Source organism: Mycoplasmopsis agalactiae PG2 (assembly GCF_000063605.1).
GTDB lineage: Bacteria > Bacillota_I > Bacilli_A > Mycoplasmatales > Metamycoplasmataceae > Mycoplasmopsis > Mycoplasmopsis agalactiae.
In genome coordinates this window covers 754,223-779,702 of the sequence record NC_009497.1, presented here as the reverse complement: position 1 = coordinate 779,702, position 25,480 = coordinate 754,223, and the positions used below count along the sequence as shown (strand labels likewise).

The following is a 25,480-nucleotide window of genomic DNA, read 5'->3' as shown; positions in this document are numbered from 1 at the left end:
TATGAATTATGAACAATTTGAACAAGACTTAAAATTCAGTTTACTAAATAATAATGCTAAGAAGTTAATTTATAAATTAGCTGAAGCGCCTTATAGATTTATTTCATTTTTAAGTCCTTTAAACTTTAAAACAAAATTAGAGCAGTCTTTTTATAGAAGCCAAGAGAACAAATACTACAAATTTTTATCTAATTGTTCAGTCAACATTTTTTCCGAATCACCCTATGAAATAGCCGAAAACAGTGTTTCAGTAACTAAATTTAGTGCAGATAATCCTGATGAACAAATAATTGAGAGTGCAAGATTTACTTTTGCTTTTAAAGATGAAGAAAATAAAAAATATTACTTCATAAAGCAAAGAAAAAGAGATGTTTTTTCTGCTAATGAAGCAATTAAAGTTTGAGACAAATTTAAAAATGATGTTGAGTTAGCAAAGCAAAGTTTTGCTGATTATAAGATAATAGGAATTTTATGATTTGTTGATTCAGAGTTTAGAAATAACCAGCAGTACTATAATTCAGGCTCATTGGTCGAGGATGATTTAGATATAAACATAAGCGCTAAGTATGGCTTTGAGTTATTTAAAGACTTTGAATTGCATGAAAAATGAATTGAAATAGAGCTGCATTTAGATAAATTCAAGAGGCAAAACTATACTGATTTTTTAGATTTTCCTAATTTAGATAAAGATCCTGAAGCACTAGAAGCTTTAATTGAATTAAGCGATTCTGCTTGAGAAAAGCTAAATTCACCAACACCAGTTTATATGGCAATTAGAAGCGCAATTTTTAATGAAGCTGATGAAAATTCGAATCTATTTAAAGCTCTCAAACTCAGAGACATAAAAGCAAATATGGTCGATGAAGATGGACTAAAATTAGCACTTATGAAGCTGCAATCTAAATAACTTCTTGCATTAGCAAGATTTTTATTTGCTAAATAATACAAAGCTTAAATTTACTTAGATATTAATATAGTAAAATAATAAAGAATTATTTATATATTTGCAACGGCGGTCATCATGAATAAGAGAATTGGATTAAGAGTTGACAACAGTTTCAATTCTCCTTTTGATAATGAAAAAGTAAAGATTTATGCTGAATATTTAGTTTCATGAATCAAAAGAAGAGTGAAAAGAGCAAAAGCAAAAGGATGTGTAGTTGGCATATCGGGCGGAATTGATAGTGCTTTAGTTGCATCATTGTGTGCAAAAGCTTTCCCAAATAATACTTTGGGTTTAGTGATGCCAATTGATTCTATGAATCATGATCTTGAGGACATAAGCAAGCTAGAAAGGACAATTAATTTAAAATTTAAAACAGTTTTATTAAACAAATCATTTGATGAAGTTAAAAAATCATTAAATAATGAAGTAGATAACTTGCTTTCGATTAGTAATATTAAGCCACGTTTAAGAATGATTGCCCTATATGCATATGCACAACAAAATAATTATTTAGTTATGGGCACTGATAATCAAGATGAGTATTTTATAGGCTATTTCACCAAACATGGCGATGGCGGAGTTGATTTATTGCCTATTTCAAAATTACTTAAGTCTGAAGTTAGAATGATGGCTAAATATTTAAATGTGCCTGAGAGCATCATAAATAAAAAGCCTTCGGCAGGCTTGTGAGAAGGGCAAAGCGATGAGGATGAATTAGGTTTTACTTATCATGAATTAGATAGCTATTTGCTTGATGATAAAGCTGATATAAGACCAAATTCTGTTGCAAAAATTGAAAGAATGCATAAATATAGTATGCACAAAAGAAACAAGGCAGGTATGCCACTTTCAATCGATGAAGTTTTAAAAAGAAAAAGAAAGGAATAAATATGGCAGGACATTCACACTGAGCAGGAATAAAACATAAAAAAGGCGCAAATGATGCTGCTAGAGGCAAAATTTTCCAAAAAATGTTTAAGGAAATATATGTAGCAGCAACTGGACCAGGAGGCACTGATCCTAGTTCTAACCCTGCATTAAGATTAGCAATTTCTAAAGCCAAAGCAAAAAGTATGCCTAAAGCTAATATTGAAAGAGCTTTAGATAAAGCAAAAGGTAATGCTAAAGATGGAGCAGTTTTTACTGAAATTATTTACAATGCAACAATTAGTGGTGGTGCAACATTTTTAGTTATTACTTTAAGCGATAATGTAAACAGAACAACAAGCAATATTCAATCATACTTTAATAAACAAAATGCAAAGTTAGGTAAAACAGGTACTATACCATTTCAATTTGATCATAAAGGGATAATGGAAATTAGCAAAAGCTTAGTTGACGAAGAGTCCTTAACTATAGTATGTTTGGAAAATGGTGCTGAAGATATTGAAGCCACTGATGAATCATTTATTATTACAACTTCAGTAGAAGATTTTTCAACTTGCAAGAGTGCTATTGAAAGCAATTTAAATATCACTGAATTTATGCAATGTGAAATTACTTATTTGCCTAATGCAACAGTTACATTCACTGGTGAAAAAGCTCAAAAAATTCAAGATTTTATTGCTAAATTAGAAGACGATGACGATGTTCAGGAAGTATTTCATAACATTGAATTTGAAGAATAATAATGACTAAATTTTGAAATGTTTTGTATTCATCTCTTGGCTATAATCAACCTTTAGCAATTTTTATTGCAATTTTAGTTGTATTTGTTTTAATTGCAATTATTCCCTTTTTAGTTAACTTGATTTTTGCTTTTACTAAGGAAAAATTAAACAGTAAAGGCACTGTGCTTTTGTATGCTTTTATGTGTGGATTTTTCCTTACAATGGCTAATTTCGGATTTTTGAAAGAGTCACTTGAAATTAGTTCAATTAACGCAAGTGCAATTTTAAATAGCGACTTTAAAATTTATGGTTGAAACATTTTAGTTGTCGTAGGTGGCTTAATTATAGGCATAGGCTTTGCAGCACTAGTTAGACAATTGGTAAGAAAGTCGATTAATAGTAAAATCGCAACTGATAAATCAGCTAGATTATTTTTGCACTCGCATGACATCGGGCACGATCATAGTGATATGGATCACCATGAGCATGAAATTGCGCCTTCGCATGATATTCAAATCTCAAGCAATGCACAAAGCAAGCCTGCTTATAAATTAGTTGCTATTTTACTTTTACTTCTTCACAGAATTCCTGAAGGCTTTTTAATTGGTTTTATTATTATCGGAATTGAAAGTAAAGGAATAACATCAACATCAGTTGCCTTTTTAATTTCATTAATACTTCATTTAATTCCTGAACAAGTACTGTTTTACTACCGTCAAAGAGAAATGGGCTGAAGCAGAGCAAAAGCGCTATTCATTAGCACTTTATGTCTATTTCTTTTCTTACCTGCAATGCTTTTAGGCGGATATTTAGGAAAACATATTTACAGTATATGACAATTAAGAGCAATGGTGCAATCATTTATTGCAGGCATATTTATTTTTATTAGTATCTTAGAGTTCTTGCCAGAGTTTTATCACGCTCATCATGACAAAAAACTATTTTTCTGAACAATATTTGTGTTTATGGTTGGAATAATATTCTGCGCCTTTGTGCTAGCATTTCATAAACATGGACAAGGAATATAGTTTTTAGAGCCAAAAAAGTTTGCTAGATTACATTTATTTATGCATATCTCTTGGAGATATGTTTTTCATTTATATGGCTTATTTATAGTTTTATATGTATAATAAGTGTATGGTGAATTTAGCAAGAAATAAAAAAGGCAGCATTTTTCTTGGAAAAATAATGTTTTTTGCACCTTTTGCTTCGGTTTTCTCATTAAGCACAAGCTTAAGTGCAAAAAGACAAAATACAACTAATAATGAATCCTCAAACGAAAAGCATAAAAATGCCTATTTTTCGCTAAGAGATGATTATATTCTGTTTAATCAATACCAATATAACACTGGATTGTGTTGAGACTTTAGTGCAACAAAATCACTAGAGACTGCTTTAATGATAAATACGAATGAAATGTATGATTTTTCGGAAGCTAGTATAACTATTAATGATACTAATAATGTTGGTGGTGGTTCTTGATTTGATGATTATGACAGGCTTATTTCAAGATATGGTATTTCATATGAATCAGACTTTAAATTTGGTGATTTATATTATGTTCCAAATAAAGGAATATATCATCAAAAGTTAAGAGATTTGTTTAACAAGCATATACATAAAAATTTTAGAAAAGCAGTTGAAAGAGTCGACTTTAATCGCTATGATTATGAAAATATCAAAAAACATATAGTAAAAAATGGCTCGCTGTTCGTTGCCATAAAAGGCTATAAAACAGTCTCAAATGACAAATATTATAATGAAGTAACAACTAAGTCTAATTCAAAAATTAAAGTGCATGAACTAGTTGGGACAGGAAGAGAAAACACTCATGCTGTTTCAATTATCGGATGAGACGATAATTATAAAGCAACTGATGGCAGTACAGGAGCTTGAATTATTTTAAATAGTGATAATCTCTATAGCAACAGAGATGGAGTAAATTTCCTTCCTTATAATTCAAGCGCAGTAATCAATGATTTTAATGGATATAAATATGTTGGCAAAAACATATTAATTTCTGAAAGCAATGCTAACTATGAAAATGAATTTAGCAACTATTACAACAGTGCTAATTATGGTACTAAAAGTAAAAATACTTTTGCCAAAAACAGAAATATTTTTAAGTCTACACAAGGCGTAAAAATAGAATATAAAATCAATCAAAATGTTGCAAAGCTTAATAGTATCTTTGCTAAAGTATATCAAGATGGAGTAGACGTTTCAGCCTATTTTAATATTGAATACGTCAAAAATGAAGGTGTGAAATTACACAGCAAATCACCACTAAAATCAGGCACTTATTCTGTTAAGTTGATTTATGATTACAACTTAATTAATGGCAATGAGCACCATAGTGATTCTCAAACAAGGCAAATATATGTTTTAGACGGTACTGAAGCTATTCAGGCTAATTCATACTGAACAATTAGTAACAATTCGCACATTGTTTTTCATGCTAATAATAGCTATGTTTTAAATAACCATACACCAGTTATTTTGGCAAGTAAAAGTAATGAAGTTAATTTCAATAATAGATTGCTTTACACAAATAGTAAAAATGAAGAAAACACCTATTTTAAAGTCAATGATGACAAGTTACAAGATTCAAAAGTTAATAGTTTTTTAGCAAAATATAAGGATGATAGTTTTGAGGCTGATGTTTCTGCATTTTTTGGCAACTCCTTAGCTTCAAAAAGAAAATATCGTTTTTATAGATTGGATGAAAAAGCTAAATATACTTTTACAAAACTATATTTTGATTTAGATGGTGCAAAAACTGACAGCTTAGTTACAGAAGTTCCTTTTTCAGAAAGTGGAGCACTTAGTAAGCATTATTTACCTAATTTGAAGAAGGATAATTCAGAATTTTTGAAGTATACCTACATTAATAAAAATGGTGTTGAGTCAGATTTGCCATTTGATACCTACAAAAACAAATATTATGTTACTTATAATCATATTAAAGATTTAAAGACTAACGTTTTAGAGTTTAACTATATTGGAAACAGGCAAAAAGGGAACAACCAAACATATGCAAATCCGATAATAGTTAAAGCAATTTTTGATACAAAAAAGGAAGCTAAAATTGTTGGTTCTAATCTTAAAAGTTCTTATAAAGCTTTGGAGACAATTAATCTACAAGATGTTAATATATCAGTTGAAAACAACGGCAATATAGAGTTTGTTAAGCCAACAAAAGTTAATTATCAAAGCAGTCAACATATCAATTATGGCGATTCAAAAATTGTATTAGAGTATGAGTTCAATGGTAAAAAATATGTCTATGAACATTCAATAAATGTTGAAAAGCTAATAATTGATGCTCCTAAAAATTTTGAAAATAAATTTGTATATGATGGCCATGAACATAACCTAGGATTGGACAAATTTTCCTTTAAAACAGATGTTTTGGTAAATGATTTAAAACACATTGATAGTAGCAAATATCAAAGTTCAATTAAAATTAAAAACAAAAATTACTCATTTGCAGAAGGTAAAAACGAACTAGTATATGAGTGAGAAATTTTGCCTAAAGTAATTTCTAAAAATTCAATTATAGATAAGAGCATTCTGAAATTTGATGACGAAGTATTGTATTCATTTGATAAGCTTAACTTTAATGAATATAAATCATCTAATCAATTGCTTTCAGCTAGCAGTCCAATAGTTTATTTTAAGTATAAAGATGATAAAAATCATAATTCCAAAGAGCTTTTAGAAATTGATCTTTCAAATTATAATATCAAGCCAGTTGAAAACAGTAATAAGAGAAAGTCAACTGTCATAATCGCTTCATCAGTTACTGCATCAGCTGTTGGAATAACTGTTGCTTTAGTTTTATCAGCAATTTTTATTAAGAAGAATAAAAATAAGAAAGTCAATTAATCAATATTTTGGTTATTTAGCAAGCAAACTTTAAAAAAATAAAGGGTTAGGATTTATCTTAATCTTTTTTTAAAATTCATTTTACTGTTAAAAAAGTGAAAAAATACAAAAAGTATTCAAAAGTGACTGATAACGCTAATTTATACATACTTTTGTCAATTATGATAGTAAAATTATTCTTGTATGGAAACATTAAATAATAAAGATACATTAATAAAAATCAATGATTTGAAATTTAAATATCATAAAAAACAGAAGGAGTACAACGTCGATATTGATAAGCTGGTAATTCAGGAAAATGAGATTGTTTCTTTACTAGGCCCTTCAGGAAGTGGAAAGACTACATTATTAAATTTGATTTTAGGATATTTAGAACCAAATGAAGGATCTATTGAAATTAAGCATAAACCCGTAATTTACGAAATAGCTTACATAATGCAAGAAAACTCAACTTATGAAGACACAACTGTTTTTAACAATGTGTACTTAAACGCAAAAAACTATAGTAAGTGAGTAGATTCAGCAAGATTAAAATATTTTGAAAACCTTTTAAGCAAGCTTGATGCTAGTGCTGAAAGCAATAAAAAAATGTTTTCAAAATTTGAAGACTACAAGCAGATTCTAACAAGCAAAAAGCAGTCAATTTGAAAGAAGAAGATTGCTTACTTAGCTTTAGTATTTAGTTGCTTAGGCAACAAAAATATTAAAAATAAGTTCAAAATTCTAAATTAGCTACACTTAAGAAACTTATTTAAAAATGAGATTACTGATGTTGCAAAGAAATTAGAAATAGATCATTTATTAAACCAAAGAGTTGATAAGTTATCTGGCGGTCAAAAGCAAAGAGTAGCTTTTGCCAAAGGCATTATAAAAAAGACTAATTTGGTACTAATGGATGAACCTTTTTCAGCCCTTGATGCCAAAATCAAGGAATCAACAATTGAGTGATTAATCAAGATCAAAAAGGAATTTAATTTAAGTATTATTGTTGTTACACATGATCAGCAAGATGTGCTTAAATTAAGCGATAAAATCATTTTATTAAAAGATGGCAAGGTTCAGCAATATAGTAGCGGTGACAAAATGTATGACAGCCCAAATAATTTATTTGTTGCTAAGTTTATTGGGGCTCCAGAAATTAATTTTGTTAATACAAAAGATAGCAAAAGCTACTATATTAGACAAAACAAGTTAAAAGTTGACTTAAATAAAGATGGTGCATATTCAATTCAAAGTAAGAAAAACTTTGGTGACAAGACTTATTATCAAATTGAATATAGTGACAACAATATTTGAACAATTGTTTTAAAAGATAGCACCATTGAAGTTGATGACAAAGTTGATATCACGTTTAGTGATACTGATGTACTAGTCTTTGATGATGAAGGAAATAGAGTTTATGCATAATTCTGAATCAAAAAAGCAAAAAGTATGAACTGTTTCTAAAATAACATTAATGCTTTTGCCTTTGTTAATATTTATACTAGTTTTTACCTTGGTGCCTATTTTACACACCTTTGTAAAATCACTAAAGGCGCCTATTAGTATACATGATAGGACTAGATATAACTATAATTTCAACAACTATAACAACATTTTATCTGATCCAAATTTTAAAAATGCTGTTTTAAATTCAACATTAGTCTTGTTTTTTGGATCAGGAATCTCATTAGTGCTTTCATTAATTTTTGCGCTAGTTGTGAATTCCTTAATATCTAAATTCACACAGAGAGCATTTTTGACAATTTTGTTCTCGCAGTTCTTTATTTCAGGCTTTGCAATAGGAATTGCTTTTACAATGTTTTTTGGCAATAAAAATTTGTTTTTCTACATTTTAGGAAAAAGCGAGTATACCTTTATTGCTTCGTCAAATAAAAAGTTGCCAATTTGGATGTATTACTCTATATTTCAGATATGAAGGTCACTACCATTTAACTTAATTTTGTTTGCTTCAGCTATTAGCAGAGCTGATTTAAAGTATAAAAAGTTAATGTTAAATGATAAATTGACTATTTTACAAAAATTTAGATATGTATATATGCCAGAAATTTCAAAAGTGTTGTTTTCAATTTTATTTACCAACTTTATTTTCTCAACACTTCTTTTACCTCAAGCATTGTTAGAACCAACTTTTGATATAGATATTAATTATGCGCACACATTAACTAGTTACACAATTAAATTCCTTGGATTTGGTACAAACAACCCATCATTAAGATATGAAAAAGGATACGCTTCAGCTTTCTTTAGCTTCTCATATTTAGTCTTATTATTGTGCATCTTGCAACTGTTGCGCATTAGCACAATTAAGGCTATTTATAGGAAAATAAGTAAATTAATTGCAAAGACAAGGAGCAAGAAATATGCCAGGTAGAATGCTATTAGTAATATTTAAAGAAATTATTAAATATTTCTTAATTGGCTTTTTATGCTTGCTTATGCTTTTTCCTTTGTACTATTTATTGCTTCAATCACTTATGTCAACAAATTCGTTAATAAATAACAGAACATTTATTGTGATTGAAGAGTGAAACTGAGTTAATTTTGCAACTGCTTTTAAGAGTAATTTTCTAAGAGCTTTTGGCTGGACACTATTATTTGCAACGATCTTGATATTAATTAGACTAATAATTTACTCACTAGCGATAGCTGGACTATTTAGAATGAGTGCAAAGTATCAAAAAGTATTTTTGTACTTTTTCCTAGTTATTAGTTTGATACCTGAGTTTTCAATATTTTTAAGCTTAAAAACAGTTTTGCTAACTTTCAATTTAGACGAAACTCCTATTGCTTTTGTGACTAATGCAATATTTTCATTTTTTAACTTTACATACATTTTTAACTTAGCTAAATCTATTAGTGATAAAAAAAATAAGACAATGTTGAATGACAATTTAAAACCAATGGATAAATTAATTTATGTATATTTGCCAAAGATGAAACTGGGTTATATGCTTTTAATTGTTTTTTCATTTATTTCGGTGTGAAATGATTACTTATGACCACAGTTTTTATTCTCAACAAACTATACTAATATATCTATTTGGTACCTAACATTAGGTCAAGATAGACAAGCCGCTTTGCTTAATGTACAAGCAGCAGGTGCATTTATTTCAATTGTTATTCCATTGATAATTTACTTTATTTTTTCTAAAAAAATTAGTCGTTTCAACTAATTTTAAATATTTTTTCAATTTATTTAGAATACCATAAAATAGGCGAAAAGGGAGATTATTTTGAAAAAAATTTTGATTAAAGCTGGTGCAATTTTATTACCAGCAGCAGCTGGACTTTCAGTAGTTGCTTGCGGAAACACAGAAGAAGAAAAAGTTGTTTTTAGATTAGGCCAAGGTAAAGGATGACCTTTATCACTATCATTGCAAAAAGTTATTGGTTACTATAATGAAACATTTAAAAATGACCCAGACTTTTTAACTATTAGATTTGAATTTGCTGATGACTTTAAATACAAGGACAGCAAAGGTAAGGAAGTTAAAGTTCCAGGCCACAACACATATAGTGAATACCAACTAATTAAAAATGTTGCTCATGCTATTGAATCTAAAGATAATAAAAAGGTGCCAAATATTGTTTTGGGTGACCAATCTGGTGCATATATTCTTAACCAAAATAAGCAATTATTAGATATATCTGACACTGGTATTACTAAAAAATCATTTAGTAAGAATATAGCAAATTTACACTCAATTTTAGCAGGCCAAGGCCAAACAGAAACAATTTACAATATTCCTTTTGATAATGCTGATACTGACTCACTTCAATTAAACCTTAAAGTTCTACACAAGATGTTTGAAATAATTGAATCTGGTGGTGGTAAGATTGAAGATAAAGATAAGGACGGTATAATCAAGAAAGTTTATGATTCAAAAAATAAAGGAAATCAATTACCTGAACAATCAATTTGACATGCTTTAAAAGCTAAGAATGGTGAAAACAGTAAAAAAGTGTTTGAAGGCTTAACTGTAAGCAATAAAACATTCGAATCTATCAAAGACATTAGAGACTTAGCTGCTAAATTTACTGAAGGTGTTGAAATTGAAAAAGATAAAATTAATGACAACACAATTTCAGGTGAAGTTCTTTCAATTGACTACCAACAAAGTACATTCTTTAAAGAATTGCATGCAAAAATTGAAGACAAAAACAAAGCAATCTTTGAACTTGATAAAGATAAGAATGTTAAATATAACTTAATTGATGATGCTGATGTTAAGAAAAAATTCCAAGAATTATGAAAAGACTACAACGATTCAATTAAAAGAGTTGAACAAACACCATCTGGTAAGGCAGAGAAAGATAAAAAAGTATTTCAATCAATGAAATATATGTTCACTCAAACAAAAGAATGGGGTTCATGACAAATATTTAGATTCCAAAGTGCTATAAGTTTCGCAGCTTCTGTTGGTGCATACCAAAACAAGATTACTCAATTTACCAAAACTCACCCATACTTTGAACAAAGCATTAAAGATGACCCTAAATTCTTAACAAATAATGCAAGCGAACATGATGTATTAATGCTTCCTCAAGTTACAGGAACTAAAGACGGAAAACATTCAATTTTCCATGAAGGTGGCTCAAGTATAATTGCTATTGATTCAAAGAATGAAAAAGTAAATAAGGCAATTAAGAAGTTCCTTAAATGAATATACACAGGCAAGAACAAGGTTTCTGGTGAAGAAGAAGACAACTGATACACAATTGCAAGAACTTCTGGTTATATAATGCCATTGGCATCAGTTGTTACAAGTGCAACAAATGATAAAATTAAGGGCATAATTAAAGAATTAGAAGGAAAATTGAAGGACAAAAAATCTGAAGAATTAATGACTACATTTGAGCCTGACTACTTCAAATTAAATATGCTAAGATCAGCTCAGCTTTCACTAGAATCATTACTAAATGTTGAAAGCGGCAAAGTTGTTGCTAAACCTGCAGTTACTGATGATAAATCATCTCAAATGTCAGATACTGTAATGAAAGCAATGATTGAACAAACAGAATTAGATAGAATTCAAGGATTCAAAGCAAAAACTGCTGATGAACTAATAACAGCATTTGAACAAACTAAAAAACAATAATTAGTTTACTAAAACAATAATAAAACAGACTTATTCGACAAGTCTGTTTTTTAATCTAGTAGTCACCTTTAATTGTGATTTCGCGTTTTGTACCCATTTTAATTACAAATATTTTTCACCCAATTCATGCTAGAAATGCCATAAAAACAAATATGTAAAAAGGTATAGCAACGCATCAAGCAGCAACGTTAATTTTTATATTATGCATATACTTTGCTGTTAAAGTGAGTGCCATTAATACTACTGTTGCAACAGCAAGAGCCATAATAGCAATGCAACCAATTACTAACCCTGCTTTTTGTCCAGTACTAAATTGTGAATTTCCATTATTAAAATATTTAATTGCCGTGTATATTGAATAAGGACCCATAAAGCAGGCAAAGACGGCGCCAATAATCAGAGTGTATCTAAGTATTAGTATAAATTTTTTCTAGCTATTGTCCACAAAAGCATGTTCATGTCTAATAACAGTGACGTTGTTATTGTTTGGATTAGTTTGTGCAACAGGTTGTTGAATGTTGCTTTGATTATTGTTAATTTGTTCTGTTTCCATAGCCAAATCATATATATATATATAATCAAAGTATAAAGTATAAAATGGGCTGATATAGTCATAATATCTGGAAATAAATGCAAATTATTTCACATTACATAAATCATAATTAAATTACTTTGCCTTGCAGTAAATGTATATATGCTAAAAATAGTTACACTAATTTAGTTTTTAATCATTATTAATTCATTTTGTGCAAAAATCATTATGCTACACTTTTATGTGTTGCTTTAATCATTTGCAGTTTATAAATTCATTATTAATGCTAAGTTGTTTAGTCATTTTATCTTTAAGAAAGAAGCATCAGCAAATTTGCTGATGTCTGCTTTTGTCCTAAAGTATTATTGGTTTTGATATGGTGCAAATGTTTTAGCAATTCAATTTCTGCTTTTTGTCAAGTATTTTTTTATAAAAGAAAAACACTTTTTGATAAATGATTATTAATCTGCGCATAAGACTTACAAAAAACAGGCATTGTATAAATGCCTAGTCATAACAATATTTGTGTAAAACTATCAGAATAAACCTCTTGTTGGTTTTTCAATAACTGGAAGATTAGGGTGATAATGTTTATTGTTATAAAGTGGTGATCCATTGCATCAGTCATTATATGCAGTAACTCTGCTTATATCTCAATTACTTAAATTTTTGTTAAAGCTTCTAGCATCATAGAATATATATGAAATATTCTCAACTCTAGTTGTGTTTCAACCACTTATGTTACTATTAAAATTTATAGCACTGAGAAACATACTATTCATATCTACAACGCTAGAAACATTTCATTTTGAAATATCGCCATTAAATGACGTGCTGTTGTTGAACATTGATTCCATATTAGTCACAAATTGAGTATCCCAAAAAGAAATATCTTGGTCAAATGTAACAGCTTTTGCAAACATAAAACTCATATCAGTTACATATCTAACATCCCGAAATATCTCACTGTTGAATGATTTTGCGCCATTAAACATAAAACTCATATTAGTTACATCAGAAGTCTCTCATTTTAATAATGGTTGATTAAATGCAGAGGCGTTTTTAAACATTTTCCTCATACTTTTAACTTTTGATACGTCATTAAAAATTAAATTATTAAATCTTTCAGCATCCTCAAACATACTTTCCATAGTTTTAACATTAGTAGTGTTTAAACGACTTAAATCTGCATTAAAGAATCTAGCTCCTTTAAACATAGCAGTCATATTTGTTACATTTTTTTGTATCATCAAATAATGAACTATTAAAATTAGTTGCACCATGAAACATGTGGCTCATATCAGTAACATTAGCTACATTTCAAGCCCTATATGATTTATTGTTTCGATTAGTTAATTTTGTTATAAGTGGTTTGTTAAAATTTGAAGCACCTTTAAACATACCATGCATAGTTGTTACATTTGATGTATCTCAGTCACTAATATCGTAGTTAAATCCCTTTGCATTAAGAAAAACATGTTTCATATTTTTGATATTTGATGTACCTCATGACTCAATGCCAGGAATTTGAATCCTAGTTGCACCAACAAAAGCATTTTCTAAGCTAGTTATTTCCTTTGGCAATTCTTTTGGCACTCTACTTACATCTTCTTTAAATTGTGATATTTGAATTTCTCCATTTTGGTTTTTAAAATATCCAATTTGTATACACTCGTTGCCATCATAAATTGCTTTTTGTATTGATTTGTCAACATTAGCAGAATTACTATTGCTTCTACCTGTTCATCTGCTAAAAAAATCAAAATTATTGAAACAAGATACCGCACTAAGAGATACGCTAGAAGTTAATAACAAGCCTAAACCCACAAAAGATTTTTTTAATTTATTCATAAATAGCACACCTACCTAAATGAAATTATATTATATTTTTCATCATAAGCCTTTTGACTCTTTATGTCTATTTGATAGTTTAATTGGATTATCAAATAATTAACTATCAAGTCAACCATACTTGATATATCATTATCCAAATGAAACTCATCAAAGCACTGATAGTATTTTGCTCTATTTGTATAATGAATATCAGTAGGTTGAAGGTTATTTTGCATTAATTGATGGTTAAGTAACAGTCTACCTGTTCTACCATTACCATCAATAAAAGGATGAATAGATTCAAAGTCCAAATGGAATTTAGCTATTTTCACAATTACATTTTCATTCGAATTATTATACTCATCCAGAAGCTGTTTAATTTTCGATTCAATTAAGAAGGGCGATACTGGTTTGTGTTTCGCTCCTAAAATTGAAACTTGCATATTTCTATATCTACCAGCACCAACTCTCTTATTTGCAAGAACTAAAAATGAATATCTTTTATTCTTTTTTCAGTTGTTGCTTCACTGCTATAAACTAGCTCAAAAATATAATCAAGGGCTTGTTTATGACCTATAGCATCCAAATGGTATTTTAATGGCTTAGTGTCAATTGTTATTCCTTGAAGAACTAGAGAAGTTTCTCTTAGTATTAGTGTGCTACCCTCAATAGCATTAGAATTAAATGTGTTTTCTATTGAAAAATTATTTAAGAATCTATTCTTTTCAGAGGACTAAGTGCACGAAGTGAGTTTAACTTCTTTAATTTTTGACCAACAACACCCGGCAAGTTTTTGTTAGATAGTTCATAAGGGCTTTAATTATACATTGGAATTTCATACTCATTATTTTTGTTTAGTGTTGCTCCAAATACTTTATTTTCGCTTAAAAGTTTGAGCAATGCATCTTTTGCAATATTTCACTTTTTACTAGCTTCATCTATTGAAATATACATAAAGCCCCTTATTCTTTTTTTAGCTAAAATTAGTTTGTTTAATTGACAAATAATGCTGTAAAACACCTTTATAAGTAGTTTAATCACCGCTCATAATTATCTTGTTTTAGCATATTTTTTAGCTTAAAACAAGTATTTTGGGGATAAAATAGATTACTGATTCTAGGTATTTTTGTTAATGGCTTAATAGTGTGCTAAACTCTTGCAAAATCATAGTTAGATGTCTATAAAATAATTGTATCAGTTAAATTACATAATATTATGTGGTATGAAACAGGAAAATTATTTAAAAAATTCATACAAACTAAATATTGCATTTTTTGTTTTATGGTACAAATTTGAATATTTTTTAGCTAGCTAATTAAAAGCTAACAAAATTGCCATAAAAAAAATAAAAAATGAAGGAATTAATTTAATAATGAAGGTAAAGCTTAGAAATTTCATATCTATTAGTTCATTATCGTCATTATTGCTTATGCCGCTAGTTGCTGCATCTTGCAAGAAAAATGATAATGGCAATAACAATAAAGTAATAAGTGAAGGAAGCAATTCTAAACGCATGACCCCCCCCAATTTATCTAATGATGAAAATAAAAATGGCGGCGAATCAAGTAATGTAGAGGGAAATTTGCCTAACACTGATTTATCTGAAAAATCAGATACAATGAATAAAGAATTCAAACTTGAAGAAAAAGATATTAATAATGAACTTAATAATTCAGAAATACCTAGCGATCAACCTATAGAAAGCAATAATTCAAGAGCAACTTATTCTGATGATGAAGTTAGACGAAATGCTGAAGCAGAAGCAAGAAAATTAGAAGAGGCAAAGAAAAAACAACAAGAAGAAGAGAGAAAGTTAAAAGAAGCAGAAGATAAAAAGAATGTTGTTGAAATTCAAAAGATAGTCGAAGAGCAAAAAGACGCTTTTGGATCATTTCATTCACAAAAAGATTTTGTAGATCAAATAAACGTTTATGCAAAGGATAAAAAAATTAGTGGACTAACTTTACAAAATGAGGAAGATGGTAACAAGAGTTTAGCTGTTGATACAGATGGTGGTAAGAAAAATAAAATCAAATTACAGTTAGGATCTCAAAAATTTGAAGTAAATTTAGGCATTGTGTTAAAAGATGCTGTAATAACAAAGTTTTATTATGAAGACAATCATCAGCAAGGCCAAGTTATGAATAATCTCTTGAAAGCTAATGGTGATTCAATAATAAATAAAACATGAACTAATTATAAAAATGGTAAAAACATTGTAATTAAGCAATTAGGATATCATAGAGATCATACTGGAATTAAACTTACTGTTGTACCTCATTACACTTCAAAAGTTCCAAAGCATTTGCCGCTAAAGATTAGTTCTATTAATTTATCATTCTATAATCTTGAATCTTTAAAAATTGATAATATCAATGAATGAGATTTATCAAATGTTCAAAATGCCGGACAAGCATTTTTAAATGCGAAACATTTTAGTCAGGATCTAAGTCAGTGGAAACTAAAGAGCGGCGCCAATACTCAAAAAATATTTGAAAAAGCAAATAAAATGAATGAGCATTTAGACAAAATAGCTAAGACATGAAACGTTGAAGTTTCAAAACTAAAATAGCTATAAAACAGGCATGAAAGTAAAGGCAACAAAAATAGAATCAGCACTACAGAAAACTATTTGCTGATTCTTTTTTATTGCTTTAAACTATTTTCTAGCACACTCACAAGATTTTTAAACAAGATTGTTGTGCTAGCAAGAAAATATCTAATTTTACTAGCATTTATATACTTTATTTTGCAGTTGCATAACAATACAAATAATGCTTCTGTTACTGTTTTATAAGCATTTTGGCGATTTAACAATTATTAAATTGCATCTTACCAGATGTCATATAAAACAGAAATTTATTATGTTTATATATCATCAAATTAAAAAAGTTATGATTTCTCATAGCAAATTGTTTGATAAAGTGCTTATTTATGATACCTATGCTTGGGGTCAATTTTTGTCAGCACAAAATAATTGTCTTTATTTAGATATCCGAATATTCTAAACGAATTATTGTCTTTCCCAAGGTGAATTTCGTTGACTTCTATATCTTGAGCTTCCATACGTCTATTTGCTAATGGTTTTGCATGCTTTCTCATATAGTTTTTTTCAACATCAGATATAGTCATTTTTCTTTTAAATATCTCATTAATGAAATTATGAAATTTACCTAACTCAGCAGCATTTAATGATTTGAAGTCAAATCCATTATCTAATTTATGTACTATTGCAAATCTGAAATATATGCTTTTTCAATCTGAAACTAAAGAAGACTTTAATCCATTGAGAGTTTTATTTGTTAATTTTTTACTCAAAACTAATCTCCTGAATAAATACTTTTATAGTAGTTTCTCATATCATCAGGACTGATTAATCTATTTGATGCTTCGAATTCTCCCAGACCCTTTCTTGCATTTTTTCATGGTTCTTCAGAATGTGAAACAGCTTCTAATTCATAGCCTGATTTATCACCATATGTAGTTCAAACTGCATCAAGAAGTTCTAAAACATTTTTGTCTAATTTGCTTTCATCAAAAGCTTTTTTCTCTATCTCATTTCAGCCATAATCCCTGTAGTCTTTTCATAATTCAGGAGAAACTGGCCCGTGAATTCAAGCTTGAAAGGCTGTGTCCTTTAATATACCATCATCAAGCAAAGCATAAGCTCAAGCTTCAGCATAATAAGTTAGTTTTTGAAGCTTTTTAGGAGTCATACTTTCTTTAGATAAAAATCAGCCAGATATATCTTTGTAGCTATATTTATTACGCATAGTTGCCTCCCTTATTCTTAAATTTTATCATAAGTTTGATTGGGCTGCGGATCAGTTGCAGGCTAAGAAAGAGAAAACTGATGAATTTAAACAAAAGGCAATTAAATTTACAAAAGACGATTAATAAAATGAAATATTATTAAGGAAAAGCTAGCACGAATAAGCTTACTTTTTATTCTTTTTGCATCCCGCAATTTGTTAATTATTTACATATTCCTTGGACTTAACAAAATTTAAATAAATCATATTTTTAGCATTTTTTTCTTGTGATATCTTTGCAAAAAAGTGTTTAATAACAAGCAAAAAAACTATCATTTAAATAATCAAGTTTTAATATATAATAGCAAATTATGAATAGAAGAAATAAGCATATTATGTTTTTAGGCTCGCTAATTACCTTAGGTTCAATTCCTTTTATTGCAGCAAAATGTAATGATGGAAGCACAAAGGAAGAATCTAAAAACAATGAGACAAGGCCAACTAATTCATCAAGCAATCAGAACCAAAATAAAAATGGTGATACAAATGGTCAAGGGCAAGCTAAAAATGATAAAGATAATTTAGTAAACAACAACAATAATAATAATTCAAGCACAAATAGTAACAGCGAAACAACAAACCACAACAGTAATCCAACCCCCCTATCATAAAAAAGTAAAAGAGTTTCACGAGGAGGCAGCAAGTAGATTGACAAAAGAGTATTTTGATCTACTTTTGAGTCAAAAAGAGACTAATATGTCAGATTCAATGCAGAGTGATGAACCAGGAAAAAGTGACGATGTAATGAATGACACTGAAGAAAATAACTCAGAAGGCAAGAATAAAAAACCAAAGAAAAGCTTAATCTTTTATTTATGTCATTTAATAAATATGGCAACGACATTAAAAAGCATTTAGAGTCTGCAGAGACAATATTAATGATTAATAATGATTTAGATCCTTCATACAAAATTGTAAAGTATGAATTTAATAACATTAAATCATTATTGTCAAGCACAGGTTTCGAATCTAATTTTATTGATAGCTTGATTTCTGATCTTTTTGAATTTTACGACACATTATCTTTACTTGCGACTCCTAGTTATGCAAATAATAGTGACAAGCAAAAAGCTTCTGAACTATTCAAAAAAGTTAAATCAAAAATTGATGAAGCATACAAAAAAGCATTTAACAAGTAACAACCATTAATTTAAAATTTATTCTAGATATTTAGCAAAATAACACAGAAATGAGGACAGTATGAAAAGAATTAAAAAGTGTTATGTTAATTTAGCACTTGCCTGCTCATTTTCTAGTGTTTTTGCTAGTGCTAGCTGTATAGCAAAAGGAACAGACAGCAGTTCAAATGTTATTAACAACTCTGTTAATATTGTTAATAGCCTTACTCCATCATCTAATGAATTTAATGCTGAGCACAACACAGAAAATGCTGCTGAAAACAGGAATAGAAGTAAAGCGCCTTCAAATGACCAAAAGGCCTATGAAACAGCCACTCCTGTAAGTTCACAAATTATTTACAACAGTATAAATAGAACCATTTTAGGTCCTGAAGTAATTGATATTAGTAATATCCAAAGCATTTCTAGCGTTGAGTCTAGAGTTCCTGAATTGGACAGCTTTTATATAGAGCATACAAAGAAAGATTTTGTTGAAAAGGAGCTCAGTGAAAGCCAAATTGAATCAATGATTTTAAACTATGGAGTTTCTCCTAATTTTTACTCGCATCCTAAATACACTATTGATGCTCAAAATATTAGGTTAGATTCTAATGGTGCTCAAACTATCAAATTAAATTTAATTGATTCAAAAACCAAGGAAAAAGTAACTGATGATGTGCAGTGATATCAAAGAAATTGATATGCAACTAAGGAGGTTGCTAAAGCTGGTGAAGATGTTAGTGATGGCAAGTTAACTCTTACTTCTGACGGAAATATTAAAGGCAAAAGTCATACCAAAAATGACTTTGGCAAGGTTCAGGTCTGAGCTCATTATAAAGGTTATCTTTATTCAACAATGGTGGACGTTGATTCAGTTGATCTTACTAAAAGTATTAGTGAAAATGCGCAAGCTAGAGCAAGAGCTAAAGATATTGCTAAAGAGTGACAAGGCTTGCCAACTTTAGAAAAAATCACTGAAGCATATAAATGAATGACTAAAAATGTTAAATATGATTATTCTCAAACAAACTTAGTAGATGATCAAAGTGCTTATTCAGCACTTGTTAAATTAAGCACTGTATGTACTGGTTATGCAAAAGGATTTAAAATGATAATGGACGAGCTAGGTGTGCCTTGCAAATTCATTTCAGGAACTGCTGATTACGGTACATTAACTGGTCATATAACTAATCATGCTTGGAACTTAGTCGAAGTTGATGGCGTTTGATACCATGTGGATGCTACTTCGGATAGAGCTGAAAAAGAGAATGAAGGTAAGTTCAACTTTTTCATGATGAATGATGATGACTTTATTAAAGCAAGTATTTTTAACCGTGGCATTGTGAAAACTGGCGAGCGTTTTAGAAACTTAAAAATAAGTAACTATGTAAATAGCAAAGATGATATTTTAGTTTCAATTGACAGGCAGCTTGGAGGCATGGACAAATTACCTAGTTCAATCAAATTCAATGTAGCACCAAGTTCATATAAAAATGTCCTAGAAGCCTTTAAAACAGCCGAATTGGAATTAAATGAGACTAGACCCACAGCTAAAATTACTCACCCATATGTTACATATGATGAAATAACTTATTATTTTAATCAACCGTCAAAACAGATTGAACTTAAAAATGTTAATGCTAGTGTTAAAAAACACACACTAAGTAATAAAGAATTAGGCCAATATGCACTTAAAGTCAAAATTAATAATTCCGACAATAACATAGATTTAAAACCAGGCAATTTTATTGTTAAAAATGCCTATGTTAAGGAAGCTATAAAAGATAATGATGGCTACACTCTAATCCTAGATCATTTTAGTAAATATGGCGATGTCGAAGTTGAGCTAGAAGACATTAAAAAACTTGGATTTAAATTTGATATTAGCAACAAAAAAGTTAACTTTAATGTAATAAAAAATCAAAAGCCTGCTGCAACCATAAATGCTGTTGGAGAAAACAGAATTAAAGTTTCTGGCGTTAACAGCAATATGGAATACAGAAATAATTCAAATGAGTGAAAAAGTTTTGAGCACGATAACCAAGTGTTAGACAAAGTATTTCTAGGTAATTTTTCTATAAGAGTTAAAAACACAAATAACAGTCTAGAATCTGATATTCAAGATTTTGTAATAACAAAAGGCAGGGATTTAGATAAGATTGTTAAAAAATATAACTCTAATATGTTAATTGGTGTTGATAGCACTATGGAATACAGACTTAAAGATGCTACTGAATGAACTCCAATAACTACTACTAAACTAACTTTAAATCCAGGCGAATATTTGGTCAGAGTAGCACCAAATAATAACGAGTTAGCATCAGAAGCACTTAAAGTTGTAATTAGTTAATTTGCAAAGCAAGGGAGACCTTGCTTTTTTAGCCTGTTTTATAGATATTTAAGTCAAATTGCATGTTGAAATATTTTTTGGCTATACAGCATCATAAGTAATAATTGACTAGCATTTAATTAACAAAAAAGGAGACAAACTCTCCCTATAGCTCTATAAAACAGGCAAATAATTAATTTGTGTGTTTTTCAAAAAATTCAATTATTCCATTTTCAGTTGAAGAGCAAACAACATAATTCGCTGCATTTTCGGCTTCCAATGAACTTGATTTTAATACACAAGAGTAGGCAACTTTTTCAAAAGCAGGAATATCATTAGCAGCATCGCCAAACATTATTGAATTTTTTGAAATGTCTTCATGATTTAAGTAATTATTCTTAAATCATTCAATTGCAGTTCCTTTATCTGAGCCTTTAGGCATAACATCCAGGCAAGCTTTTTGTGATCTTACTGTATAAATTTCATCTGAAATTGATTCTATTTCTTGTTTAAGTGTTTCAAGTTGGCTTTCAGTTAAAGTATCAATTAAAAGCAAGAACTTAATAACTGGTTTTTCTAACTTTAATTGATTTACAGGATCATTTATTTCTGTGAACTTAGCACTAAATTCATTTTTAGGATAAACCACTTTTTCAAATCATGGATGCTTAAATTTTTGCACTCCAATCATTTCATCATCAAGGTATATTAAAAATGCAATTTCATATTTAAGTATTAAATTTAGCAACTTCAAGCTAGTTTCCATACTCATTGGATTTTGGTATAACACTTTTTTAGACTCAAAATCATAAACTAGTGCACCATTTAGACCTAAAAATGGTGTTTTTAAATCTAATTGTTTATAAAACTTTTGCGCCATATATCATGGGCGCCCTGTGTTTATAATGACTTGGTGATTTTTACTTAATTCTCTTATTTTATTTGTAACTTCATCTGTTATTAATTTGTCCTTGGTTAGCAAGGTTCCATCAAGGTCAAAGAAAATGTACTTTATATTATTAAGATTAATTTTACTCATAGTTTACTCCTAGGGTAGCAGTAATATAATTTTATTTAATTTTGAGCCCTTAGACTTATAGGAAGAAGGTGAGTGTCATATTATGTGGAATGTTTCCACACAATTTTATTTGCTTCATATTTGAATTTGGAAAAAACTTTTAATAATAAAGCAATTGTTTCGCTTATTTATTTATTATAAGCAGTCAACTAGCAAAATTTAAAAACTAAAGGATAAAAAATTGGAAGTTTCTTCCAATATTCACATATTTTGCAATTTTGCATAATGTAAAATTCTTATGTAATGGTTTTGTGTTAATTCTGCCATTATTAAAAGGCATAAGCCTAAAAGCAAAATAGGAGATTTATGGCAAAAGATAAATTTGTTAGAACAGTTCTTGGCGATGTTCCAGCAGAATCAATTGGAATAACAGACTGTCATGATCATTTAATTAAAAATGGTGGCCCAGAAATGCATGAGCATCCTGACTTTTTAATGATCGATGTTGAAGCAGCTAAGAAAGAAGTACAAGAGTACGTTGACCATGGTGGTAAAACAATTGTTACAATGGATCCGCCTAATGTTGGTAGAGATGTTTATAGAATGCTTGAAATTGCTGAAGCATTTAAAGGCAAAGCTAACATTGTGATGTCAACAGGTTTTCATAAAGCTGCTTTTTATGACAAATATAGTTCATGACTAGCATGTGTGCCAACTGATGACATTGTTAAGATGATGGTTGCTGAAGTTGAAGAAGGTATGGACGAATATAACTATAATGGACCTGTTGTTAAGCGTTCAAAAGCTAAAGCAGGTATCATTAAAGCCGGTACAGGCTATGCAGCAATCGATAGACTTGAATTAAAAGCTCTTGAAGTTGCAGCTAGAACCAGCATTACAACTGGTTGTCCAATTCTAGTTCATACTCAATTAGGTACAATGGCACTTGAAGTAGCACAACATTTAATTGGCTTTGGTGCTAATCCTAGAAAAATTCAGCTTTCACACTTAAATAAGAATCCTGACAGATATTACTATGAAAAAATAATTAAAGAAACAGGCGTAACTATTTGTTTTGATGGACCAGACAGAGTTAAGTACTACCCTGATTCATTATTAGCAGATCATATTAAATATTTAGTAGATAAAGGCTTACAAAAACATATTACTTTAAGTCTAGACGCTGGTAGAATTCTATACCAAAGAAACTATGGCTTAACTAAAGGTAAGGAAACATTTGGTCTTTCATACTTATTTGAAAGATTTATTCCATTACTTAAGCAAGTAGGTGTTTCACAGGAAGCTATTGATGATATTTTAATTAATAACCCACGTGAAATACTTGCTTTTGATGAACCTAGAGTTTATGACGCTTCTAAGGTTTCAAGTGAAGTTGTGCAATTAAAAAAGGATCTTAAATTATTGTAATAATTTAACTAATATCCCTATAAAACAGTCATAAAAATAAATAGGAAATAGAAATGCAAGAAACATCAAATAAAAGCAAAAAGCCTTTTAATTGAAAAGTTTTAGTTGGCGTTCTTGTGGCTATTTTAATTGTTCTAGCAATTTATGTTGGAGCATTAGCGGCCAAACAATGAGACTTTAAAGCAGGTACTTTATTCTTTATTAAAGATATTATGCTTAACAACTTTTTAGGAATTAATGCAATTCTTATTGGTTTGTTAGTTTTCATTGGTTATTTAATTCTTGGAAGAGGATTTTCAGGAATCGTCATTGGAACAATGAAGGCAATAATTGGAGTTTTACTACTTCAAATAGGATCGGGAGCATTAGTTGGTTTAGCTAAACCAATCTTTGCTGCCTTTCAAAAATTTAGTGGAACAAGTGTTATTCCGCTAGATACATATTCAGGACAAGTTTCAGCAGGTAAATTTTTAGATGCAGTTGGCAACGGATTTTCATCATGAGTGTCATATGCCTTAATTATAGGTTTATTTGTCAACATTATCCTTATCGCATTAAGAAAATGAACTAATGTTCATTCACTAATGATTACTGGACATGTTATGTTCCAACAAGCAGCAGTTGTAGTGCCAATTGTATTCTTATTAATGTTTTCAAAGGATGCTGGCTTAATTGATGATAAAGAAATTGTGTCATTAGGCGCACAGCTAGGAACAATAATATTCTCAGGCCTATTATTAGGTACTTACTGAGGAGTTGCCTCATCAGCCACAATTAAGGGAACTGATGCAGTTACTCAAAATGCTGGTTTTGCTGTTGGTCACCAACAAATGTTTGGTGTGGCTATAGCATACAAAATTGGAAAATATTTTGGTAAAGCAGAACAGTCTTCAGAAAATAGAAAAATGCCTAAAGGATTAAAGGTTTTTGAAGATAACATTTTTACACAAGCGATGCTAATTTTATTAGTATTCTTGATCTTAATTTTAATTATTCAATTTGCACCAGGTCTTGACGAATCAGTCAGATTTGCAGGCAAAGACGGATTAGTAACAAAAGAATATAACTCATGAAAAGTAGGGGGTGGCAGTGCCTTTTGAGTTGTGCAATTAATTCTTGGTTCGTTCCAATTAGTTTCTGCTATTATTGCTATTCAAACTGGTGTTAGAATGTTTGTTTCTGAATTGCAACAATCATTCCAAGGTATTAGTGACAAATTAGTGCCAGGTGCATTAGTTGCTGTCGATGTAGCTGCTACATATGGTTTTTCACCTAACTCAGTTACATTTGGATTTATCTCAGGTACAGTAGCTCAATTTGTTGGTGTTGCAGTAGTAATAGGATTATCTAGAATTCCTGGAAGCTTTAGTATTCCTATTGTAATTCCATTGTTTATTACATTGTTCTTTAACTCTGGATCAATTGGTGTATTTGCAAATGCTTCAGGTGGCTACAAAGCTACATTGGCAGTGCCAGCAATCTTTGGTTTTCTAGAAATAATCATTATTGCTTTAGGTCTTGGAATGGTTAACAGTTTTGGTCTTAAATCAAGCGGATTAGTAGTTTCAGCCACATTAGACAAAGAATCAATTGACTATTTAACACATGGTCCATTCTTTACTGGATTTAATGGTATGTTTGACTGAAACTTCATATTTGGTTTACTAATGATTATTGGTGGTGGTCATCCAATTGCAGCTTACATTGTCTTCCCACTTTATTTAGTTGGAATGCTAGTATTAGCACAAATAATTGATACCGCAAGACAACATAAGCCAACTTCATTACAAAAATTGTTTAAAATCAAACCTACATTACTAGAGCAACCAGTTGCTGAAGAAGCAGCAACACAAAATGCTTAATT

At 29.6% G+C, this 25,480-nt stretch carries 20 protein-coding genes and 2 pseudogenes; 14 read left to right on the top strand and 8 right to left on the bottom strand.

Annotated elements, in window-relative coordinates; all coding sequences use genetic code 4:
* The first annotated feature begins 1 nt into the window (after window position 1).
* The 9 genes and pseudogenes from MAG_RS03350 (at window position 2) to MAG_RS03310 (ending at window position 11,546) form a co-directional block, all read left to right on the top strand.
* Window positions 2-907 (top strand): HpyAIV family type II restriction enzyme, encoded by a 906-nt coding sequence (locus MAG_RS03350; RefSeq protein ID WP_011949814.1) that lies wholly within the window; start codon window positions 2-4, stop codon window positions 905-907.
* A 114-nt stretch (window positions 908-1,021) separates the two neighbouring features.
* The gene (nadE, locus tag MAG_RS03345; RefSeq protein WP_011949813.1) at window positions 1,022-1,834 is read left to right on the top strand and encodes an NAD(+) synthase; all 813 of its coding nucleotides are present in this window, start codon (window positions 1,022-1,024) and stop codon (window positions 1,832-1,834) included.
* Window positions 1,835-1,836: 2 nt separating this feature from the next.
* On the top strand, window positions 1,837-2,574 hold the full coding sequence (locus tag MAG_RS03340) for a YebC/PmpR family DNA-binding transcriptional regulator (protein ID WP_011949812.1): 738 nt from the start codon (window positions 1,837-1,839) through the stop codon (window positions 2,572-2,574).
* Window positions 2,575-2,576: 2 nt separating this feature from the next.
* Entirely contained in the window at window positions 2,577-3,584 is a 1,008-nt protein-coding gene (locus MAG_RS03335) for a ZIP family metal transporter (protein ID WP_011949811.1), read from the top strand.
* A 109-nt stretch (window positions 3,585-3,693) separates the two neighbouring features.
* Window positions 3,694-6,444, top strand: coding sequence for a C1 family peptidase (locus MAG_RS03330; RefSeq protein WP_041308783.1), 2,751 nt, complete (start codon window positions 3,694-3,696; stop codon window positions 6,442-6,444).
* A gap of 183 nt (window positions 6,445-6,627) precedes the next feature.
* Window positions 6,628-7,851: pseudogene (locus tag MAG_RS04630) on the top strand (ATP-binding cassette domain-containing protein).
* A complete protein-coding gene (locus MAG_RS03320) occupies window positions 7,823-8,818 on the top strand; it encodes a sugar ABC transporter permease (protein ID WP_011949808.1) in 996 nt (331 codons plus the stop codon). Before MAG_RS04630 ends, MAG_RS03320 begins: the two are co-directional and overlap by 29 nt.
* Window positions 8,808-9,620 (top strand): ABC transporter permease subunit, encoded by an 813-nt coding sequence (locus MAG_RS03315; RefSeq protein WP_011949807.1) that lies wholly within the window; start codon window positions 8,808-8,810, stop codon window positions 9,618-9,620. The genes MAG_RS03320 and MAG_RS03315 overlap by 11 nt, the downstream gene beginning before the upstream one ends.
* A 60-nt stretch (window positions 9,621-9,680) precedes the next feature.
* Window positions 9,681-11,546: a P68 family surface lipoprotein gene (locus MAG_RS03310; protein ID WP_011949806.1), complete on the top strand. Its 1,866-nt coding sequence runs from the start codon at window positions 9,681-9,683 to the stop codon at window positions 11,544-11,546.
* Window positions 11,547-11,976: 430 nt separating this feature from the next.
* On the opposite strand, the gene MAG_RS04540 is transcribed toward MAG_RS03310, so the two are convergent.
* The 5 genes from MAG_RS04540 to MAG_RS04455 form a co-directional block, all read right to left on the bottom strand.
* On the bottom strand, window positions 11,977-12,099 hold the full coding sequence (locus tag MAG_RS04540) for a hypothetical protein (protein ID WP_269819569.1): 123 nt from the start codon (window positions 12,097-12,099) through the stop codon (window positions 11,977-11,979).
* Between the two features lie 512 nt (window positions 12,100-12,611).
* Window positions 12,612-13,328 (bottom strand): BspA family leucine-rich repeat surface protein, encoded by a 717-nt coding sequence (locus MAG_RS04470; protein ID WP_232955096.1) that lies wholly within the window; start codon window positions 13,326-13,328, stop codon window positions 12,612-12,614.
* A complete protein-coding gene (locus MAG_RS04465; RefSeq protein ID WP_011949802.1) occupies window positions 13,288-13,929 on the bottom strand; it encodes a BspA family leucine-rich repeat surface protein in 642 nt (213 codons plus the stop codon). Before MAG_RS04465 ends, MAG_RS04470 begins: the two co-directional genes overlap by 41 nt.
* Before the next feature lie 11 nt (window positions 13,930-13,940).
* Window positions 13,941-14,354, bottom strand: coding sequence for a Fic family protein (locus tag MAG_RS04460; RefSeq protein WP_011949801.1), 414 nt, complete (start codon window positions 14,352-14,354; stop codon window positions 13,941-13,943).
* Between the two features lie 373 nt (window positions 14,355-14,727).
* Window positions 14,728-14,865 (bottom strand): hypothetical protein, encoded by a 138-nt coding sequence (locus tag MAG_RS04455; protein ID WP_232955094.1) that lies wholly within the window; start codon window positions 14,863-14,865, stop codon window positions 14,728-14,730.
* A 418-nt stretch (window positions 14,866-15,283) separates the two neighbouring features.
* On the opposite strand from MAG_RS04455, the gene MAG_RS03290 reads away from it, so the two are divergent.
* Window positions 15,284-16,483, top strand: coding sequence for a BspA family leucine-rich repeat surface protein (locus MAG_RS03290; RefSeq protein WP_011949800.1), 1,200 nt, complete (start codon window positions 15,284-15,286; stop codon window positions 16,481-16,483).
* A gap of 356 nt (window positions 16,484-16,839) precedes the next feature.
* Here MAG_RS03290 and MAG_RS03285 read toward each other — a convergent pair whose 3' ends face one another.
* Both MAG_RS03285 and MAG_RS03280 read right to left on the bottom strand, forming a co-directional pair.
* A complete protein-coding gene (locus MAG_RS03285) occupies window positions 16,840-17,229 on the bottom strand; it encodes an MAG6450 family protein (protein WP_011949799.1) in 390 nt (129 codons plus the stop codon).
* A gap of 2 nt (window positions 17,230-17,231) precedes the next feature.
* Window positions 17,232-17,684: a Panacea domain-containing protein gene (locus MAG_RS03280; RefSeq protein ID WP_011949798.1), complete on the bottom strand. Its 453-nt coding sequence runs from the start codon at window positions 17,682-17,684 to the stop codon at window positions 17,232-17,234.
* 350 nt (window positions 17,685-18,034) lie between these two features.
* Here MAG_RS03280 and MAG_RS04685 point away from each other — a divergent pair.
* Together MAG_RS04685 and MAG_RS03260 are read left to right on the top strand one after the other, a co-directional pair.
* Window positions 18,035-18,862 (top strand): annotated as a pseudogene (locus tag MAG_RS04685) (Mbov_0729 family lipopotein).
* A 61-nt stretch (window positions 18,863-18,923) separates the two neighbouring features.
* Window positions 18,924-21,191, top strand: a complete 2,268-nt coding sequence (locus tag MAG_RS03260) for an MAG6410 family transglutaminase-related lipoprotein (protein WP_011949795.1) — start codon at window positions 18,924-18,926, stop codon at window positions 21,189-21,191.
* Window positions 21,192-21,363: 172 nt separating this feature from the next.
* On the opposite strand, the gene MAG_RS03255 is transcribed toward MAG_RS03260, so the two are convergent.
* Window positions 21,364-22,209, bottom strand: a complete 846-nt coding sequence (locus MAG_RS03255) for a Cof-type HAD-IIB family hydrolase (protein WP_011949794.1) — start codon at window positions 22,207-22,209, stop codon at window positions 21,364-21,366.
* Window positions 22,210-22,554: 345 nt separating this feature from the next.
* Between MAG_RS03255 and MAG_RS03250 the strand changes: the two genes are divergently transcribed.
* Together MAG_RS03250 and MAG_RS03245 are read left to right on the top strand one after the other, a co-directional pair.
* Window positions 22,555-23,616, top strand: coding sequence for a phospho-furanose lactonase (locus MAG_RS03250; RefSeq protein WP_011949793.1), 1,062 nt, complete (start codon window positions 22,555-22,557; stop codon window positions 23,614-23,616).
* Window positions 23,617-23,669: 53 nt separating this feature from the next.
* Complete coding sequence (locus MAG_RS03245; protein WP_011949792.1) at window positions 23,670-25,478, top strand: PTS ascorbate transporter subunit IIC; 1,809 nt, start codon at window positions 23,670-23,672, stop codon at window positions 25,476-25,478.
* The last annotated feature ends 2 nt before the right edge of the window (window positions 25,479-25,480 follow it).